At 62.3% G+C, this 16537-nt stretch carries 13 protein-coding genes and 1 tRNA gene; 6 read left to right on the top strand and 8 right to left on the bottom strand.

Annotation, left to right across the window (positions count from 1 at the left end):
- The first annotated feature begins 141 nt into the window (after positions 1 to 141).
- From cysD to G8767_RS27645, 4 genes are read left to right on the top strand one after another with little or no spacing between them, the layout of a single operon-like run.
- Positions 142 to 1068, top strand: a complete 927-nt coding sequence (cysD, locus tag G8767_RS27630; protein ID WP_166812975.1) for a sulfate adenylyltransferase subunit CysD — start codon at positions 142 to 144, stop codon at positions 1066 to 1068.
- Positions 1068 to 2912, top strand: coding sequence for an adenylyl-sulfate kinase (cysC, locus tag G8767_RS27635; protein ID WP_095971588.1), 1845 nt, complete (start codon positions 1068 to 1070; stop codon positions 2910 to 2912). The genes cysD and cysC overlap by 1 nt, the downstream gene beginning before the upstream one ends.
- Positions 2909 to 4063 carry a 3'(2'),5'-bisphosphate nucleotidase CysQ gene (locus tag G8767_RS27640; protein WP_166812977.1) on the top strand — a complete coding sequence of 385 codons (1155 nt, stop codon included), beginning with the start codon at positions 2909 to 2911 and terminating at the stop codon, positions 4061 to 4063. The genes cysC and G8767_RS27640 overlap by 4 nt, the downstream gene beginning before the upstream one ends.
- Entirely contained in the window at positions 4060 to 4431 is a 372-nt protein-coding gene (locus tag G8767_RS27645) for a limonene-1,2-epoxide hydrolase family protein (protein WP_095971590.1), read from the top strand. Before G8767_RS27640 ends, G8767_RS27645 begins: the two co-directional genes overlap by 4 nt.
- 9 nt (positions 4432 to 4440) lie before the next feature.
- Here the strand turns inward: G8767_RS27645 and G8767_RS27650 are convergent, their stop codons facing one another.
- Both G8767_RS27650 and G8767_RS27655 read right to left on the bottom strand, forming a co-directional pair.
- Positions 4441 to 5592 (bottom strand): N(5)-(carboxyethyl)ornithine synthase, encoded by a 1152-nt coding sequence (locus G8767_RS27650; RefSeq protein ID WP_095971591.1) that lies wholly within the window; start codon positions 5590 to 5592, stop codon positions 4441 to 4443.
- A 233-nt stretch (positions 5593 to 5825) separates the two neighbouring features.
- A complete protein-coding gene (locus G8767_RS27655) occupies positions 5826 to 6203 on the bottom strand; it encodes a MarR family transcriptional regulator (protein ID WP_003941367.1) in 378 nt (125 codons plus the stop codon).
- A gap of 85 nt (positions 6204 to 6288) precedes the next feature.
- Here G8767_RS27655 and G8767_RS27660 point away from each other — a divergent pair, with 85 nt between their 5' ends.
- Complete coding sequence (locus tag G8767_RS27660; RefSeq protein WP_124569476.1) at positions 6289 to 7818, top strand: MFS transporter; 1530 nt, start codon at positions 6289 to 6291, stop codon at positions 7816 to 7818.
- Positions 7819 to 7891: 73 nt separating this feature from the next.
- On the opposite strand, the gene G8767_RS27665 is transcribed toward G8767_RS27660, so the two are convergent.
- The 4 genes from G8767_RS27665 to G8767_RS27680 all read right to left on the bottom strand — a co-directional run bounded on the left by G8767_RS27665 (position 7892) and on the right by G8767_RS27680 (position 12335).
- Entirely contained in the window at positions 7892 to 9784 is a 1893-nt protein-coding gene (locus G8767_RS27665; protein ID WP_166813001.1) for an FAD-dependent monooxygenase, read from the bottom strand.
- Between the two features lie 2 nt (positions 9785 to 9786).
- A complete protein-coding gene (locus G8767_RS27670) occupies positions 9787 to 11115 on the bottom strand; it encodes an MFS transporter (RefSeq protein ID WP_166812979.1) in 1329 nt (442 codons plus the stop codon).
- A 131-nt stretch (positions 11116 to 11246) separates the two neighbouring features.
- Positions 11247 to 12170 (bottom strand): LysR substrate-binding domain-containing protein, encoded by a 924-nt coding sequence (locus G8767_RS27675; RefSeq protein ID WP_166812981.1) that lies wholly within the window; start codon positions 12168 to 12170, stop codon positions 11247 to 11249.
- Positions 12171 to 12259: 89 nt separating this feature from the next.
- Positions 12260 to 12335 (bottom strand) — tRNA-Arg (locus G8767_RS27680).
- Between the two features lie 243 nt (positions 12336 to 12578).
- Here G8767_RS27680 and G8767_RS27685 point away from each other — a divergent pair.
- Positions 12579 to 14948: a phosphoketolase family protein gene (locus tag G8767_RS27685; RefSeq protein ID WP_166812983.1), complete on the top strand. Its 2370-nt coding sequence runs from the start codon at positions 12579 to 12581 to the stop codon at positions 14946 to 14948.
- Between the two features lie 37 nt (positions 14949 to 14985).
- Here the strand turns inward: G8767_RS27685 and G8767_RS27690 are convergent, their stop codons facing one another.
- On the bottom strand, positions 14986 to 15705 hold the full coding sequence (locus tag G8767_RS27690; protein ID WP_095971601.1) for a DUF305 domain-containing protein: 720 nt from the start codon (positions 15703 to 15705) through the stop codon (positions 14986 to 14988).
- A 4-nt stretch (positions 15706 to 15709) separates the two neighbouring features.
- Positions 15710 to 16537 carry a DUF3105 domain-containing protein gene (locus tag G8767_RS27695; protein WP_095971602.1) on the bottom strand — a complete coding sequence of 276 codons (828 nt, stop codon included), beginning with the start codon at positions 16535 to 16537 and terminating at the stop codon, positions 15710 to 15712.

The raw sequence follows: 16537 nt of genomic DNA on the forward strand, positions 1-16537 counted from the left end.
TCTGATTGCCGGTCATTGACCTTTGGGTAGAACGAGTTCTATTCTGTGATTGCGTTCAAATTAGAACCAGTCCGGTACATAAATGTACCGATGCGGAAATGGTGTTCCGCACGGAGTACGTGATGCTCAGGAGCGAAAGACATGGCAACACTCCAGACCCCGCCCGCCTACGAGTTGTCGCATCTGCGAGCACTCGAAGCGGAGGCGGTCCATATATTCCGCGAAGTCGCAGCGACTTTCGAAAAGCCGGTCCTCCTGTTCTCCGGAGGTAAGGATTCCGTCGTGATGCTGCACGTAGCGGCCAAGGCATTCTGGCCTGCCCCATTGCCGTTCGCCGTGATGCACGTCGACACCGGTCACAATTTCGACGAGGTGATCGAATTTCGCGACCGCACGGTCGATCGCTTCAACCTGCGTCTTGTCGTCTCCACCGTGCAGGACGACATCGACGCCGGTCGCGTCATCGAGGACACCGGAGTCGGTTCCAGTCGCAATCGCCTGCAGACACACGCGTTGCTGCGCGGAATTCGCGACAACAAGTTCGACGCCGTGTTCGGTGGTGCTCGCCGAGACGAGGAGAAGGCACGCGCCAAGGAGCGGGTGTTCAGCTTCCGGGACGAGTTCGGGCAGTGGGATCCCAAGGTGCAGCGACCCGAACTGTGGAACCTGTACAACGGCAAACACCGTAAGGGCGAACATATTCGGATCTTCCCGCTCTCCAACTGGACAGAGCTCGACATCTGGCAGTACATCGAGAGCGAACAGATCGACCTTCCCGGCATCTACTACGCCCATCGTCGCGACGTGGTTCCGCGCGACGGAATGTTGTTGGCACGCACCCGCTTCCTCGAACTTCGCGACGGCGAAGAGTCCTACGAGGCGTTGGTGCGCTTCCGTACGGTCGGCGACGCAACGTGTACCGGATGCGTCGAATCGTCGGCCGAAACGCCGGCTGCTGTCGTGGAAGAAGTTGCAGCGAGCCGTATTACGGAGCGTGGCGCAACCAGAGCTGATGACCGAATTTCCGAAGCCGGCATGGAAGATCGTAAGAAAGAGGGGTACTTCTGATGCCGCAACTGCTGAGAGTCGCCACGGCGGGCAGCGTCGACGACGGAAAATCGACACTCATCGGCCGGTTGCTCTACGACTCCAAGTCGATCTTCGAGGACCAACTCGAAGCCGTGGAGCGGAGCAGTCGAGAGCGCGGAGACGAGTACGCCAACCTCGCGCTACTGACCGACGGATTGCGCGCTGAGCGTGAACAGGGCATCACGATCGACGTGGCCCACCGGTATTTCGCGACCCCTCACCGGAAGTTCATCATCGCCGACACTCCCGGGCACGAGCAGTACACCCGCAACATGGTGACCGGCGCGTCGACGGCCGATCTTGCCCTGATCCTGGTGGACGCACGGAAGGGCGTGCTCGAACAGACGCGGCGGCACGCATTCCTCTCCACGCTCCTGGGGATTCCGCACCTCGTGCTGTGTGTGAACAAGATGGATCTGGTGGGCTGGTCTCAGGAACGGTTCGAGGAGATCAAGGAAGAGTTTCGACAGTTCGCGATCAAGTTGGACGTCCACGATCTGACGTTCATTCCGGTGTCGGCGCTGTTGGGAGACAACATCGTTGCCCGGACCGAGAACATGTCCTGGTACGACGGGCCTTCTCTGCTGCACCATCTCGAGCAGGTGCACATCGCTTCGGATCGCAACTTGATCGACGCTCGGTTTCCGGTGCAGTACGTGATCCGTCCGCAGAAGCAAACGGATGCCGACCTCCACGATTTCCGTGGATACGCCGGAACGGTTGCCAGTGGTGTCTTCAAGCCTGGTGACGAAATCGTGGCGTTACCTTCAGGATTCACCTCGACGGTGAAGGCAGTCCACGGGCCGGGCGGTGACGTGATCGACGAGGCGTTTGCGCCGTCGGCCGTATGCATCGAGCTGACCGACGATCTCGACGTCAGCCGCGGGGACCAATTGTGTCGGCTCAACAACCGGCCGCAGGTCGGGCAGGAAATCGATGCGATGGTCTGTTGGTTGACCGAGCAGACCACCCTGTCGGAGAACAACCGCTACTCGTTGCTGCACACCACGCGCTCCACGAAAGCGCAGATCGTCAAGCTCGACTATCGCCTGGACGTCAATTCTCTGCACCGCGACGAGAAGGCAGAATTTCTGTCCCTCAACGAGATCGGACGCATCTCGATCAAGACGCAACAACCGTTGATGTTCGATCCTTACCGCCGCAACCGGGTGACGGGCAGCTTCATTCTCGTGGACGAGACCACGGGCAATACCGTTGCTGCTGGAATGATCAACGGTCCGACGCTCAAGGAGTCGCGCGTCGTCTGGCACAGTTCGGAGGTCTCTCGCGAGGAGCGTGCGACCACCGGTGGGACTGTGTGGCTCACCGGACTCTCGGCCTCGGGTAAGTCGACGATCGCGGTGGAACTCGAGCGCCGGTTGGTGGCCGCGGGTATCCCGGCGTACCGCCTCGACGGCGACAACCTCCGGCACGGCCTGAATGCGGATCTCGGGTTCAGTGCGGAGGACCGAGCGGAAAACGTTCGCAGAGTCGGCGCCGTGGCGCAGTTGTTCGCTGATTCAGGTGCAGTGGCAGTGGCTTGCCTGATCAGTCCGTACCGCGAGGACCGCGATCGAGTTCGGGCGGCCCACGAGGCTGCTGGACTGAAGTTCGTCGAGGTCTATGTCGACACCCCGATCGAGCAATGTGAAGCCCGAGACCCCAAGGGTATGTACGCCAAGGCCAGGGCCGGGGAAATCAAGGGTTTCACCGGGGTCGACGATCCTTACGAGGCTCCAGCCAGCCCCGAGCTCGTGATCAGACCCGAAGACGGAACGCCTACCGAACTTGCGCTGCGAATTATGGAAGTGTTGGACCGGTGAGCGAATCCACACACAGCAGAATCGCCGACGAGGCACTCGCGGCGGAATTGGCGCAGGCCGCTGGTGCGATCCTCCTGGGGATCCGAGCCGAGGGCCTGGGTGTCGACGACGGTCGTGAGCTGGGCCGACGAGGCGACAAGGCAGCCGATTCCTACATCCTCGACAGGTTGGCCGCCGAGCGGCCGGAAGATTCCGTGCTCTCGGAAGAGTCGGCCGATGATCGCAATCGTCTGGAGGCATCCCGGGTCTGGATCATCGATCCGCTGGACGGCTCCAAGGAATACGGCTTGCCGGATCATGCGGATTGGGCAGTGCACGTGGCGCTTTGGGAACGCGGTCGTGGAATTACCGCAGCGGCGGTGTCGCAGCCGGCGCTCGGAGCGGTGTACTCCAGTGGCGACGAGGCAGTCTCGGTTGCTGCCAACTCGCCGCTCCGAGTAGTCGTCAGTGGCTCGCGACCGCCCGCATTCACCGAAGCCGTGGCGGCCGAACTCGGCGCAGAGGTCGTGCACATGGGATCGGCCGGCGCCAAGGCGATGGCGGTGGTGCGCGGAGAGGTCGACGCGTACCTGCACGCCGGTGGGCAGTGGGAATGGGATTCGGCGGCACCGGTCGGAGTTGCGCAGGCGGCGGGACTGCATTGCAGCCGCATCGACGGTTCGCCGCTGCTCTACAACGAATCACATCCCTACCTACCGGATCTCGTGATCTGCCGACCGGAGTTGTCAGAGTCGATCCTGGGCGCAATTGCCAAGCACTCCACGGAGTCTGCGGTCAGCGGACGCGTCGCCATGGCGCGTGAATACGTGAACGCATTGCTCACTCACGACGCAACGAAGGTCCGATTCGCCGCCGACGCCTGGCGGGTCGAGAACGGTCAGCGAACGGGTGATACCGGCGCTTTCATCAGCAACGAACTCGAACAGGGGCAGCAATATCGCGGAATCGTGGCGATACGTGAGCTCGCGCTGCGTGAGTGGGGCGAGAGCGTCGTGGCGCGGTACCTGCTCGACCTCGGAAAACCTGGCCAAGCCCCGGCCAGTACAGTTTTCGTCACCGAGTACTTCGGGATACCGGCAGGCGAGATCGAAAGCATCCTGGCAATCATCGAACCCCACGAAAACGATTCGAAAGAGGCTGGCACACAATGACACCGGACAAGCTGATCACCGAATTCTGTGCACTCTGGGCGAACGCCGACGTCGCGAAGATCGTCGAGCACTTCACCGATGACGTCGTTTATCACAACATCCCGATGGAGCCAGTGGTCGGTCGCGAGGCCGTCCGGGCGTTCATCGAGCAATTTGTCGGTGCCTTCGGCAACATCGACTTTCAGATCAAGCGTCAGGTTGCGGACGGCAACACCGTCATGAACGAGCGCGTCGACGTCTTCACCATCAACGGTGCCGAGGTAGCACTCCCGGTCATGGGGGTATTCGAAGTCGAGGACGGAAAGATCAGTGCCTGGCGCGACTATTTCGACATGGCGCCGATCAACGCGGCAGCCGGCCAGGCCTGATCGAGGCGCCTATTCCGCGATGACAGCGTGCGGGTAGTCCGCCGAGCGGTGCTGGAAACGCGTAATGGCGGGATTCACGATGACGCCGTCACGGATTTCGATGGCGCGGTCGACGGTCTCGTCTGCCTTCCAAGCCGTCTCTCCTGCCATCACAGTGGGCAAGTAGGGAAGAAGTGATTCGCTGATCTCCCATGACGCCGAGTTCCACAGGTACGACGGGCTGTGGTCGACGCCGTAGTAAGTGATGTTGTCGCCGACGATGAAGGTCGGATCCGCGAACGAGGTGGGACGAGCCCAGCTGAACCCCATGCCTTCGTCGCACGAGACGTCCACGATGAGGCTTCCCGGTTGGAAGTCCATGAGGTCTTCCTCGGTCAGGAACGTCAGCGGGGCATCCGTGTTCTGCAGGACGCAGTTGACGACGATGTCGTGCTCGGCCAGGAAACCCGGCACCGGCACGCTGTGATTGTCGAGCATGACGTGGCTGCCGCGGACGTCACCGTTGTCGTTGTCGAAAGAAACCATTCGCGCCGAGTGGATAGGGGAGCTGACGGCGGTGACGCCGCGCTGAGTCAGTACGTCGACTTCATGGATACCGTGCGCCTTGAGTGCAGTGACGGCGCCGCGTGCAGTGGCACCGAAACCGATCACGGCAGCAGTGAGACGGCGGCCGTAGTCTCCGGTGGAACCGATCAACTGCAGGGCGTGCAGTACCGAGCAATAGCCGGCCAACTCGTTGTTCTTGTGGAACACATGCAGATTGAACGATCCGTCGCTGTGCCAGAAGTTCATGGCTTCGAAGGCGATAAGGGTCAGTTTCTTGTCGATCGCGATCTGTGTCAGCTCGGTGTCCTGGACACAGTGGGGCCAGCCCCAGAGCACTTGACCCGATCGGAGTTCGGCGAGGTCACGCACCAACGGCTTCGGTAGCAGAACCACATCGGTTTCCGCCAAAATCTGCTTGCGCGTGCGGATTCCGGCCACCAGGCGCGAGAGGTAGTCGTCGGAGTAACCGAAGGGGTGGCCGTAGCCTTCTTCGAGGTAGATCCGAGAACGTAGTTCGGCATCGATGCGATCGAAATGCGCAGGATGGATCGGCAACCGGCGTTCTGCCGGTTTGCTCGACTGTCCGATGACTCCAAGGGTGCGTGCGTTGTTCAATTGTGTATCTCTCGATAGGAGCAGGTAGAGATGTCAGGCAGGCGCCTGAGGGACTAGCAGAAGCCGCAGGAACGCTGGCAGATTGCCTCGGCCAGGATCGCGTGAAAGCGTGCCGGCTGCGCTGCTGTCGATCGCCGACGGCAACAGAAAGGCGCGTCGGTATGTGCTCAGTCTAGTCCGGAACGGTCCGGGCCCGGTGGCCGGGCGCGGTGCGGTGCTCCTCCGCCGTACGGCTATTGCTCGCGCAGGCGTGAATCCAATACGGCCAGTTGGATTTTGCTGGCGTCCGCGTGTACCTGACGTCCTTTGTCGGTGACGTCGACGAACACCCCGCGCCGGTCGGCTTCGCACAGTGCTCGCTGAACCAGTCCGGCCTTCTCGAGACGGGCCACGCTACGGGAGAGCGCGCTGGGACTCAGGTACATCTCCGAGGCAAGCTCCTGCATGCGTGGACGTTCGCACGTGGCGTCCATGAGCCGGTCGAGAGCCTCGAAGTCGCTCATGCTCAGCCCATGCGCCGACTGCATCTGGCGATCGAGTTCGCACGCGATGTCGTTGTAGCTGGTCGACAGCGAGCGCCAGGTGTTGCGCAATTCGGATTCCGACGTCACGACCGCATTCTAGTTGAAGACTCGATTACGTGCAATTGCATTAAATGCTTGTGCATTATGTGCATGTGCATCTATTCTCGCTGACGTGACTTGCACAGACTCGACACTCAAACCATTCGATTCGCCGGAAACCCCGGGTTCTACGGAATCCACGGACCCGGCCACAGGGGAGGGCTGGTCCCTCAAGCTGTGGGGCATCCTCGCGGTGCTCTGCCTCGTGTTGTTCCTCGACGGTCTCGATGTGTCGATGGTGGGCGTCGCTCTACCGTCCATCGGCAATGAACTGGGCCTGTCCACTACTTCGCTGCAGTGGATCATCAACGGCTACGTCCTCGGGTTCGGCGGCTTGTTGCTACTCGGTGGACGTACCGCCGATCTTCTCGGACGCAGGAAGGTCTTCCTGATCGCACTGACCGTGTTCGCCATCGCCTCGCTGGTAGGTGGCCTTGTCGACAACGGAACACTGCTGATCGCATCACGATTCGTGAAGGGGTTGGCTGCGGCCTTCACCGCTCCGACCGCAATGTCCATTCTCACCACGACGTTCAAAGAGGGCCCGGCCCGTAACCGTGCGCTGTCGGTGTTCTCCGTGTTCGGTGCCAGTGGTTACTCGTCGGGCCTGATCCTTGGCGGGCTGTTGACCAGTGCCGGTTGGCGATTCACGTTCCTGATGCCGGTTCCGTTCGCCGTCATCGCACTGATCGGTGGGTACTTCCTCATTCCGCGGGACCGTCCCGCAGATACCGGGGGACACGACCTCGTCGGCGCCGTAACCCTGGTGACGGGAATGCTTCTCACGGTCTACACGATGGTCTCGGCTCCGACCCGTGGGTGGGCACACCCGATGACGCTGGGTTCGTTCGCCGTCGCAGCCGTGCTTCTTGCGACGTTCTTCTTCGTGGAGAAGAAGGTGGCTCATCCACTTGTGCGACTTGGGCTTCTGCGCGTCGGCACCATCGTTCGTGCGAATCTGGCCATCATCGCTCTCTTCGGTTCCTACCTGAGCTTCCAGTTCATGATGACGATCTTCCTGCAGTCGGCCCTCGGCTGGTCGCCCCTGAAGATGGCGATGGCATTGCTCCCCGCGGGCATCATCGTCGCATTCGGATCGCCGTTCGTCGGACGGCTGGTCGACCTGTACGGCAGTGCCAAGCTCATCATCGCGGCACTGACGTCGCTCAGCGTCGGGTACCTCTGGTTCCTCTTCGCGGGCAGCGATTCACCGTCGTACGTCGTGGCGATTCTGCCGAGCGTCATCCTGCTCGGACTCGGATTCGCCTTGGGGTACACCTCGATCATGGCCCAGGCCACCTCCGGCGTCGACGACTCGGAGCAGGGTTTGGCGTCCGGGCTGGTGAACACGTCCGCTCAGGTCGGTGCGGCGCTCGTACTCGCTCTGACTACCGCCCTCGTGACCGCCGGATCGCACACCGCATCCGGTGCCGGTACCGCCGGATTCGAACAGTTCCATCCCGGACTGATCCTGGTTACCGGAGTCGCGCTGGTGGGCTTGGCGATCACCGTCTCGCCGCTGGTACGTGGAAGGTCGCTGAGGGGAAACTCGGCGAGTGACAGGCGCGCTGAGGAAGAAAAGGAATTGGCCGAGGTCAACTGAATACTCGCTTCATCCGCGAATGCGCTCGGCCGCGTAGGAGACAATCCTGCGCGGCCGAGTTGCTGTGTCTGAACTAGCGAGCAGCAGATTTCGGGGCTGCGTCTTTCGGGGCTGCGTCTTTCAAGGCCGCATCGAAGCTTGTCGACGTAGCTTGCGAACAGAGAATCAGCGCCAGCCGCACCAACATGGCTTCGCGGTCGGCCGGATCAACCTGATCGAGTGCGTTCGACAGTGCCAACCAGACGTGTTCGCGGCGGCCCTCGTCGTCGATCACCGCAGTAGTCGCCGACGGTGCTGCATCGAAGTGCGTGGGCGCAGTACCGGCCGTCAGGTGCTTGGCCACGTCGTTCAATTGCGTGGGATCGCTGATGCGGCAGAGCGCCAATCCGTCGGGCCGAATCACGAAGATCTCGCCGACACGAGCACCGAGGGCAGATGCGAGATTGCCTTCGGCATCGGGAATCGTGGAGTCGGTAGTTCCCGCGGTGATCACCCGTACGGGTTCCGGAGCAATCGCCTGACCAAGGATTTCGGCTTGCGTGTCGAGTTCGGATACCAGCTCAGCTGACAGGCCGAAAGCCAGCAGGCCGAATCCAGTACCGCGCAGACTGTTCAAGGAGGTTTTCGAACCGTCGACCGAGACCTGGACGACTCTGTCTTCCAACGGATCCCCGGGTAGGACGCCCTCGGTGCCCGCAGCTGTGGGCCACGTCAGCGGCGAGAGACGGGCATGCGTTGCACTCGACTGGCGCGGGTTGATGAGGTGCGCGAATTCGCTTCGCTTGGTGGCGAGTTCGAGTACGGCGTCGCGGGCGGTTCGGTAGCCGTGACTGCCGGGCGACATGATGAGCGTCGATTTGCCTGCGTTGTCGACGTTCTGCTGCCACGCGCTGCGACGTTCCTTCGAATACGCGTCGAGGATGGCGGTATCGGCAGCTCCGTTGATGACGGCGGCCAGTTGCCACACCAAGGTCTCGGCGTCTTCCATACCCGAGTTGAGGCCGCGAACACCGAAGATCGGAACAAGATGCGCGGCGTCGCCGGCAAAGAGCACACGGCCGTGAGTGAAATCTTCCAGGGCGAGTGCATGGGCGCGGTAGAAACCGAACCATTCCAGGGTCCAGGGGATATCGCTCTGCAGCCATTCGAGGTGGCGGGTGATGCGGTCGCGGATGCGATCTTCTTGCGTCTCTGCCTCGGGATCGTCCGACGCGTCGAGCTGGTAGTCGATGCGCCAGATGTCCCGCGGTTGGCGGTGCATGATGATCGTGGACCCCGGGTTGCTGGGCGCGTCGAACCACACCAGACGCTCGGCCGGTAGTTCCGATTCCCAATGAATGTCCGCGATGACGTAGTTGCCCTCGTAGCTGTTGCCCTGCAAGCGGATTCCGCTGAGTTCGCGCATCTTGCTACGGCCACCGTCGGCGGCAACGACCCAGGCCGCACGCAGTTCGCGAGTTCCGAACGCGGTGTCGACGGTCAGCGTCACCTCGTCATCGCCGGCCACGATGCCCGCGATCGACGACGACCAGTGGAAGTTCACCAGAGGGTGAGCGAGCAACTTGTCCGTCATGATCTGCTCGAACTCGGACTGCGACACGTTGACCATCGGACCGCGTGCGTCGTGATCGGCGGACGCCATGCGGAAGTGCAGCACTTCCTGATCACGGTAGTAGCTCCGGCCACCCACCCACGGCAGAACGATGTCTTCGAGTTCGGCGCCGAAGCCGAGACGCTCGGCAACTTCGAGGCTGTGCCGTGACACGCAGATCGCGCGACTGCCGAACGAGACCTGATCGGCCGCTTCGAGAATCGTGACGGCAATGCCGCGCTGTGCCAAGCCCATGGCTACGCCCATGCCGACGGGGCCGGCTCCGACGATCACGACGGGAAGTGCGTCGGCCGAAGGCGCTGTGGAAGCGAAATCCTCGGGTGCGTACTTCTTCGGATGAAAGTAGGTCGACATGGTCACGAGGCTTTCTGTGCGGCAGTGGTTTTCGGGATCAGTTGAGGTTCCGGGAGTAGCAGGATGGAAACCAGGCTGATCACGGCAATGATCACGAAGTAGACGGTGATGGCGAACGAGGTGTCGAAGGCGGCGTAGAGCGCAGTGGCGATCATCGGGGCCAGACCGCCGCCGAGGATTGCGCCGATCTGGTATCCGAGTGACGCTCCGCTGTAGCGGATATGTGCGGGGAACAACTCGGCGAACAGTGCCGCTTGTGGCCCGGCGCAGCAGCCGAGCGTGAAGCCGAGGGCGATCATCGATACGAGCATCGCCGGGACGATCGCCGTGTCGATCAGCGGAAAGAACACCGCTGCCGCCACTACCAGCGCGATCGAACTGCGGATGTAGACGGTTCGGCGTCCGAGAGTGTCCGACTTGTGAGCGCTGAAAGCCATTCCCGCCATCCAGAACGGGCAGGATGCGATGAGGAGGAAGAGCATCGTGGTTTTGCCGAAGCCGAGTTCGGTCTCGCCGTACTTGAGGACGTACACCATGTACGCGTACGCAATTCCGTTGGTGGCGATGAAGGTTCCGCCGGCGAGGAGCACTGTCTTCCAGTGTCTGGTGAGAACCTCGAGAATCGGCATGGACTCCGCCGGTGCTTCGGACTTCGAAGCGGTGAACTCGTCACTTTCCTCGAGGCCGAGACGGATCCACATCGCGACGCCCACAAGAACTGCGCTGAGCAGGAACGGGATTCGCCATCCCCAGGAGTTGAATGCATCGTCGTCCATGAAGGCAGCGAGGGGGAGATAGACGAGATTGGCCACCAGTACGCCTGCGGGAACACCGATTTGTGGTGCGCTGCCGTACAGCCCCTTCTTGCCTTCCGGTGCGTTTTCGGTGGCGACCAGAACTGCGCCGCCCCACTCGCCGCCGACGCCGAGTCCCTGAACGAATCGCAAAGCCACCAGGAGTATGGGGGCAAAGACGCCGATCGCGGCGTGGTTGGGTAGCAGGCCGATGGCAACGGTGGCGCAGCCCATCAGCATCAACGAGGTGACCAACATGGATTTGCGTCCGATGCGGTCGCCGAAGTGGCCCATCACGATTCCGCCGATGGGTCGCGCGACGAATCCGACGGCGAGGGTGGCAAAGGCGGCCAGGGTGCCGGCCAGATCGGACGTGCCGGGGAAGAACTGCTTGCCGAGCACGAGCGCGGCGGCGGTGCCGTAGATGAAGAAGTCGTACCACTCGATGGCGGTGCCGACAAAGCTGCCGAGGGCGGCTTTGCGCGCCTTGACCGTCGCGGCGGTGCGCGTAGCGGTCGGTGAGGCGATGGAGGTCATGAAGTGCCTTTCGAGATGAATGTGGCTTGAAGAAACAATGACGTGCGCCACAACAATTGAAAAGCGAAAGAATTGGAGGTTCTTGCACGGAAAATGCGTGGAACCAGCTCCGCTGCCTGGTAGTGGGACTATTAGGCAGGTTCCGAGGGTGAAACGAATTCTATGAAAGCGCGTGCGACGCGGCTGAGACGAGTGTTCTGGTGCCACGCGAGAACTACGTGCACCGACGGCACGACAGGGGAAGCGATGGTCTTGACGACCACCTCGAGCCCCTCGTACGTGACGTCCATCTTGGGGCGCTGGAGTAACAGCGTCCAGCCGAGTCCGCGCCCGACAAATGCCCGCGCCGTCTCGAAGTTCGCGGTTCTGTATGCAACCTTCGGGATGAATCCGCCTGCGCGACAGACATCGAGCGCGTGTTTGGTGCTCGGCGGAGCGTCGAGGAGAACCATCGGGTGTTCCGCGAGGTCCGGAAGATGGATCGGTCGCTCGGACCGCGCGAGCGGATGTTCGGCACCCAGGACGATCAAGGGTTCGCGGACGGCCAACGGAACCGTGCGCAATTGTGGCGAGAGATCCAGGTCGTACGCGATCGCGAGGTCCAACTCGCCGTTCTCGAGATGTGTCTGGAGTCGATTCTGAGTGTCCTCGCGGAACTCCACCTGCGCGTCGGGATTCTCACGGGTGAAACCGGCGATCATCGACGGCAATACCGTCGGCCCCAGAGCGGGATAACAGCCGATCGCAATGGGCCCTGACACGCTTCCGCCGGTTCCGAGTGCGTCGGACTCGAGTTCCCCGGCTTGCTGAAGTAGCGCGCGGGCGCGCACCAGAACGGATTCGCCGGTGCGGGTCAGTTGAATGCCGAATGAGCGACGGCGAACGCACAGTTGAACTTTGAGCGCGCGTTCGAGTTCGGTGAGCGCCGAGGACAGGGCGGAAGGAGAGAGGTGCAGGCGCTCGGCTGCGGCACTGATCGTTCCGGTCTCGGCCACCGCGACAAACGCAGCCAGCTGACGCATCGTGTACGTGGGAGCGGGATCGACGCGAGGCATGAGATCGACAGTAGTCGGGGAAAAGACTCTGGATCTGTTGGCATGGCACCGTAACGAGGTCGAAAATCTGTCGCCGACCTGCGTTTTCGTGGTGCCCCCGGCAGGATTCGAACCTGCGACCTTTCGCTCCGGAGGCGAACGCTCTATCCCCTGAGCTACGGGGGCGCACCGAATACTCGGTGTGCCGATTGGGCTGCGTTAGCGTAGCGCATCACGGGGGGACAAGACCAAACCGGTCCCCGTCTCGGCATGGCGTCGTCGCGGGAGGCAGTCGAGGATGCGACCGGGGACCATGGTCGTCGAATCATCTGTACCGACTGACTCGGATGCTTTTTACGCCTAGGCTCGGCTCTGAGCACAGGCTCGGGCGGACTGCTCGGGCACCCTCGTGAGGTACGGGAGTCGTTGATGACCGATCACCACTATTCCGAAGACCAGCTCGCGCTCGACCTGAAGTGGTGGGCAGCGGCCAACTACCTGACCGTTGCGCAGATCTATCTGAAAGACAACACGCTTCTGCGGGAACCGTTGCGAGCCGAGCACATCAAGCCTCGACTGCTCGGGCACTGGGGGACCAGCCCTGGCCTGTCGATGATCTACACGCTCCTCAATCGGCACATCGTCGCCACTGATGCTGATTGGCTGTACGTCACGGGTCCGGGTCACGGGGGACCGGCGCTGGTCGCGTCGACGTATCTCGAGGGAACGTATTCGGAGATCTATCCGGAAGTGTCGGACGACGCCGAGGGCATCCATCGGATGTGTCGGCGATTCTCGGCTCCCGGCGGGGTGCCCAGCCACGTGAGCGTGCAGACACCCGGAAGCATCCACGAAGGCGGCGAACTCGGCTACGCCCTTGCCCATGCGGCCGGTGCTGCCTTCGATCATCCGAATCTCGTGGTGGCCTGTGTGATCGGCGACGGCGAAGCGGAGACCGGGCCGTTGTCCGGCTCGTGGAAGCTACCGGCATTCTTGAATCCACGACGCGACGGCGCGGTGCTGCCGATCCTGCACGTGAACGGCGCCAAGATCGCTGGCCCGACCGTGTACGGACGCAGCAGCGACGAAGACATCCAGGCCTACCTCGGCGGCCAGGGGTGGGCGCCGATCGTCGTCTCCGGTGATGATCCCGACGCGGTGTTTCCTCAGTTGTATCAAGCGATCTCGCAGGCGCACGAGAAGATCCGCGAGAGACAGGGTGCCGCACGCCGTGGCGAGGAGTGGTCGGGTTCGTGGCCGGCAATCGTCTTGCGAACGCCGAAGGGATGGACCGGTCCACACACCGTCGACGGAATCCTGGTCGAGGGCACACATCGTGCGCACCAGGTGCCGTTGTCCGGCGTGCGAACCAACGAATCACATCTGCGGCAACTCGAGGAGTGGATGCGGTCGTACCGTCCGGACGAGTTGTTCGACGCAAACGGATCACTGGTCGCGGAACTCGCGGCGCTCTCGCCGGCGGGGGACAAGCGCATGGGGAGCACTCCCTACGCGAACGGTGGACGACTTCGCGTCGATCTCCCGATGCCGCCGCTCGAAAAGTACGCGCTTCCCATTCAATCCCCGGGCTCGACCTTCAACGAGACGACGCGAGTGCTCGGCGAGCTTCTGCGCGACATCTACGCCGCCACCGAAACCGAGGACAGCGGCGGGATCTTCCGACTCTTCTGTCCGGACGAGACGTCGAGCAATCGACTCGGGGCCGTGTTCGAGACAACCGATCGCTGCTGGCAATTGCCGATCACCGACTACGACGACGGACTGTCCGCGGACGGTCGTGTCATGGAGGTCCTCAGTGAGCACCTCTGCGAGGGTTGGCTCGAGGGTTATCTGTTGTCCGGCAGACACGGGATGTTCGCGAGTTACGAAGCGTTTGCCATGGTGAGTGTCTCGATGCTCATCCAGCACGCCAAGTGGCTCCAACATTCTGTCGACCTGCCGTGGCGGGCATCCGTTGCTTCGCTCAACGTGCTGTTGACCAGTACATGCTGGCGCAACGATCACAACGGATTCAGTCATCAGGGACCCGGCATGATCGACGCCGTTATTCCCTTGGCCCCCAGTGTGATCCGCGTGTGGCTACCGCCGGACTCCAACACCTTGCTCTCGATCTCGGATCACTGCCTGCGTAGTACCGACCACGTCAATCTGATAGTCGTGGACAAGCAACCGCACCTGCAATACCTCACGCTCGAGCAAGCGCACGAGCACTGTGCGGCGGGCGCTTCGGTCTGGGAATGGGCCGGAACCGAAGCTCGCGGACAGGAACCGGACGTGGTCCTGGCCGCGGCCGGAGACGTACCGACACAGGAGATCCTGGCTGCTGCACAGTTGCTGCGCGATCACACGCCGGAGTTGATCACCCGTGTCGTCAACGTCGTCGACCTGATGGCCCTGCTGACCCCCACCGAGCATCCCCACGGATTCGGGGAGCGGGTCTTCCTCGATTTGTTCACCGCGCAGACCGACGTCGTGTTCGCATTCCACGGATACTCGCGTGCGGTGCACGAACTGATTCACGGGCGTCCGAGTCCCGAGCGCTTCCACGTCCGCGGATTCAGTGAACAGGGAACAACCACAACACCGTTCGACATGGTTGTCCTCAACAAGATGAGCCGCTACCACCTCGTGATCGAGGCGCTACGACGCTCCAAGCGCCGGCCGGCCGGGGCGTCCGAGTTGGCGGAGTTCTGCCGCACACAGCTCGAAAAGCACTCGCGTTACATCGTCGAGCACCTCGAAGACATGCCGGAGGTAGAAAACTGGACCTGGTCCTGAAATCAGGACCAGGCCCAGTCGGGTCCGAGTTCTCAGTTCAATTCATGGGCAGCGGCGCTGCGCCGCGAGCTGCCAACATGTCGGTCATCAGCTTGGACTCGCTCTGCTGCGTGTTGACCATGGTCTGTGCCAGGCTGCGCACCGGACCCTCGGTGGCGTCGGCTGCTGCGTACTCCATCATCGGAAGCCCACCTTCGTGGTGACGAAGCATCAGCTGCAGGAACAAGGTGTCGAGTTGCAGGCCTTCCGCCGCGCGGAGAGCCGCAAGGTCCTCGGGGGATGCCATGCCGGGCATGGTGTCGACCGGACCGGAATGAGCCATGTCCATCGTGGCCGAAGTCCCGTGCGATCCGTGACCGGAACCCGAATCGGACGACATCCACTCCATGTACGGACCCACCTTGGACAGCGGCTGATCCCACATGGTCAGCCACGCCTGCATCTGACCGAGCTGGTTCTGCTGCGTGGTCAAGATGTCGAACGCCAGCGTGCGTACGTCGTTGTCGGTGGACTTCGTCAGGGCGATGGACGCCATGTCCACAGCCTGGCTGTGATGCACGCTCATGTCCTGCGCGAAGCCGACGTCCACCGAATCCGATGCCGGAACCGTCAGGGACGACTTCGCGTCGGGTCCCAGAAGATTGGTCAGTGCGCCGAGCGCAAAACCGACGGCGATCGCGCCGATCAGACCGATGATCAGCAGTGCGGTGCGCTGACTCGGCTTCGAAGACTGATCGGTGGTCTCTGAACTGTTCACCGGACTATCCACCGGCGGGAATCTGTTCGTCGGTGGCCGGGGTAGCGCCCGTGCCGTCCATCTGGATGGCGTCGGGACCCGGAGGAGTCGGGTCGAACGGCGAGGTCGACGGAGTGAACAGCGGGTTGGTGCAGCTCGCGCCGACCTCGGGGTAGACGTTCGGATTCTGGTTCAGCGCGGTGATGAACTGATCGATGCGATCGTCGTCGGCCTTGTCGATCTCGAGGCGATGGCCCCACGACTGCAGAGAAATGGGGCTGCTCTGGCCGGGGAACGGCGACATCAGCATGTAGGACTTGCCGTTGACGCGTCCGGCGAGGCTGTCGATCTGGTCCTGGTCGACGAGATCGGGGTTGTACGTGATCCAGATGGCGCCGTGCTCGAGCGAGTGAACGGCGTTCTCGGTGCGGATCGGGTCGGCGTACACCGTTCCGGTGCAGTTAGCCCAGGTGGCGTCGTGCGGGCCACCGAACGGCGGAGTCTGGTCGTACGCCACGCGCTGAGTGGAATCGACGTGCTGGCCGGCCGGGTACTCGATCTTGAGGACGCCGTCGATCTTGTCCGACGGATCCTTGTTCTCCGAGCTGTACTTGTACGGCTCGAGCGCCTGCCGCTCCTCGACCTTGGGCCACAGATTGATACCGAGCACGGCGATGAGTGCGAGCACAGCCACACCGGCACCGATCGACAGCCAGGGGATCTGGCGGGGAGCGGGGACGCCACCCTTGCCCTTCTTGGCCGGCCGACTGTTCTTGTTGGCGGCCTTGATGGCCTTGGCTGATTTGGCCCCGGAGTTCTTGTTGGGACCGCGACTATCGGAACCGCTTGGCAT

Origin of the sequence: Rhodococcus sp. IC4_135 (assembly GCF_011602025.1) — a bacterium.
GTDB lineage: Bacteria > Actinomycetota > Actinomycetes > Mycobacteriales > Mycobacteriaceae > Rhodococcus_F > Rhodococcus_F baikonurensis.

What these genes read in the sequence shown, in the direction of transcription:
- cysD (WP_166812975.1), top strand. Translation starts at nt 142, where the DNA reads ATGGCAACACTCCAGACCCCGCCCGCCTACGAGTTGTCGCATCTGCGA.
- cysC (WP_095971588.1), top strand. Translation starts at nt 1,068, where the DNA reads ATGCCGCAACTGCTGAGAGTCGCCACGGCGGGCAGCGTCGACGACGGA.
- G8767_RS27645 (WP_095971590.1), top strand. Translation starts at nt 4,060, where the DNA reads ATGACACCGGACAAGCTGATCACCGAATTCTGTGCACTCTGGGCGAAC.
- G8767_RS27665 (WP_166813001.1), bottom strand. Translation starts at nt 9,784, where the DNA reads ATGTCGACCTACTTTCATCCGAAGAAGTACGCACCCGAGGATTTCGCT.
- G8767_RS27670 (WP_166812979.1), bottom strand. Translation starts at nt 11,115, where the DNA reads ATGACCTCCATCGCCTCACCGACCGCTACGCGCACCGCCGCGACGGTC.
- G8767_RS27675 (WP_166812981.1), bottom strand. Translation starts at nt 12,170, where the DNA reads ATGCCTCGCGTCGATCCCGCTCCCACGTACACGATGCGTCAGCTGGCT.
- G8767_RS27685 (WP_166812983.1), top strand. Translation starts at nt 12,579, where the DNA reads ATGACCGATCACCACTATTCCGAAGACCAGCTCGCGCTCGACCTGAAG.
- G8767_RS27695 (WP_095971602.1), bottom strand. Translation starts at nt 16,537, where the DNA reads ATGCCAAGCGGTTCCGATAGTCGCGGTCCCAACAAGAACTCCGGGGCC.